2 protein-coding genes are annotated in these 2,560 nt (G+C 68.0%); both read left to right on the top strand.

The window, feature by feature from the left end; all coding sequences use genetic code 11:
* Positions 1-986 (top strand): family 43 glycosylhydrolase (locus EHS43_RS42225; protein ID WP_125195771.1); only part of this gene is annotated, 986 nt, incomplete at its 5' end.
* Complete coding sequence (locus EHS43_RS42220; protein WP_125195770.1) at positions 983-2,392, top strand: RICIN domain-containing protein; 1,410 nt, start codon at positions 983-985, stop codon at positions 2,390-2,392. The genes EHS43_RS42225 and EHS43_RS42220, both read left to right, overlap by 4 nt.
* The last annotated feature ends 168 nt before the right edge of the window (positions 2,393-2,560 follow it).

Genomic DNA, 2,560 nt, shown 5'->3' with positions numbered 1-2,560 from the left:
AAGCCGCCCCGCGCCCGAAGAAGGCCGCGCCCTTCGTGAACCCGCTCGTCCGCAACCGCGCCGACCCGTACATCCACCGTCACACCGACGGCCACTACTACTTCACCGCCACCGCCCCCGAGTACGACCGCATCATCCTGCGCCGCTCCCGTACCCTGGGCGGCCTCGCGACCGCGGACGAGTCCGTCATCTGGACCAAGCACCCGACCGGTGTCATGGGCGCTCACATCTGGGCGCCGGAGATCCACCGCATCGGCGGCAAGTGGTACATCTACTTCGCCTCCGCGCCCGCCGAGAGCGTGTGGGACATCCGCATCTGGGTCCTGGAGAACGCAGACCCCAACCCCTTCAAGGGCACTTGGGTGGAGAGGGGCCAGGTCAGAACGGCCTGGGAGACCTTCTCCCTGGACGCCACCACCTTCGCCCACCGCGGCTCCCGCTACCTCGCCTGGGCGCAGCACGAGCCCGGCCTGGACAACAACACCGGCATCTTCCTGTCCAGGATGGCCAACCCGTGGACCCTGACGGGTCCTCAGATCCGGCTCTCCACACCGGAGTACGACTGGGAGTGCGTCGGCTACAAGGTCAACGAAGGACCCTCGGTCATCGCCCGCAACGGCCGCCTGTTCATGTCCTACTCGGCCAGCGCCACCGACTGGCACTACTGCATGGGCCTGCTCACGGCCGACGCGGACGCCGACCTCATGAACCCGGCGAGCTGGTCCAAGTCGCCCACCCCGGTGTTCACCAGCAACGACACCACCAGGCAGTACGGCCCCGGCCACAACTGCTTCACCGTGGCCGAGGACGGACGCAGTGACGTCCTCGTCTACCACGCCCGCCAGTACAAGGAGATCGTCGGCGACCCGCTGAACGACCCCAACCGGCACACCCGCGTCCAGAAGCTGGGCTGGCACGCGGACGGCACGCCGGACTTCGGCATACCGGTGGCGGACACCGCCACGGACACGGAGGTTGCGTCATGAGACGTGCGTACGCGGTGCTGCTCGCCCTCTGTCTGGCCCTGGCCGGAGCCCTGGTGACCGCAGGACCGGCCCAGGCCGCCCCGCTGACCCTCCCCAACGGCGTTCAGTTCACCGACACTTCGGGCAACCCCCTGCACGCCCACGGCGGCGGGGTCATCAAGGTCGGCTCCTACTACTACTGGTTCGGCGAGGACCGCAACGCCGACAACACCTTCCGGTACGTGGACGCCTACCGCTCCACCGACCTTAAGAACTGGGAGTTCAGGAACCACGTCCTGACCCAGTCCAGCGCCTCCGAGCTCGCCACCGCCTACATCGAGCGGCCCAAGGTCGTCTACAACGCGACCACCGGCAAGTTCGTGATGTGGATGCACAAGGAGAACGGCACCGACTACAGCGAGGCCCGCGCGGCCGTCGCCGTCTCCGACACCGTCGACGGGAACTACGGCTACCAGGGCAGCTTCCGCCCCCTCGGCTCGTACATGTCCCGGGACATCACGACGTTCGTCGACACCGACGGCACCGGGTACATGGTCTCGGCCGCCAACGAGAACTACGACCTGCACATCTACCGGCTCACGGCCGACTACACCGGCATCGCGAGCCTGGTCGCCAACCCGTGGCCCGGCGGCCACCGCGAGGCCCCGGCTCTGTTCAAGCGCGGCGGCGTCTACTTCATGCTGACCTCCGGCGCGACCGGCTGGAGCGCCAACCAGCAGCAGTACGCGACCGCGACCTCCCTCGCCGGCCCGTGGACCTCGATGGCGAACGTCGGCGACTCCACGGCCTACAACTCGCAGACCGCCTACGTCCTTCCGGTGCAGGGGACCTCGGGCACCTCGTACCTCTACCTGGGCGACCGCTGGGGCAACTCCTTCGGCGGCACCGTCAACGACTCGCGGTACGTGTGGCTGCCGCTCACCTTCCCGACCTCCACCACGATGTCCCTGTCCTGGTACCCCGAGGTCACCGTCGACACGGCGGCCGGGACGGTCTCCGGCACCGGCGCCACCTACAACACGCTGGTCTCGCGCAACAGCGGCAAGTGCGCCGACGTGGCCAACCAGTCGCTGTGGCAGGGCGTGGCGATCAGCCAGTACACCTGCAACGGCGGCGGCAACCAGAAGTGGTGGTTCAAGAGCCTCGGCACCGGCTACTACCAGCTGGTCGGCCGCGGCAGTTCGCTGTGCCTCCAGGAGAACGCCGCCGACGTGACCCAGGAGAACTGCGGCAGCGCGACCGGCCAGCAGTGGTCGGTGGTCACCTCGGGCTCGTACGTGAACATCAAGGCCAGGGCCACCGGCGAGTGCCTGGACGTGTCCGGCGCGTCCACCGCCAACTCCGCCGCGATCATCACGTACACGTGCAACGGAGCGCCCAACCAGCAGTGGACGCGCGGTACCTGACGTCAGGTCAGCAGGTCGATGGCGTCGATCGACGTGCCCGCGCTGAGGAAGGACGTCGTCCCCGAACCGCTCGCCACGTAGATCTTCAGCGTGTTGTAGGCGCTGGTGTCCGTCAGCCAGGCGGATGCCGGCACGCTGTAGGTGAACGTGTGGTTGTTGCCCCGGTAC

This window comes from Streptomyces sp. RP5T, from assembly GCF_003933965.1.
Lineage (GTDB): Bacteria > Actinomycetota > Actinomycetes > Streptomycetales > Streptomycetaceae > Streptomyces.
This window is presented reverse-complemented; position numbering and strand designations above follow the sequence as displayed.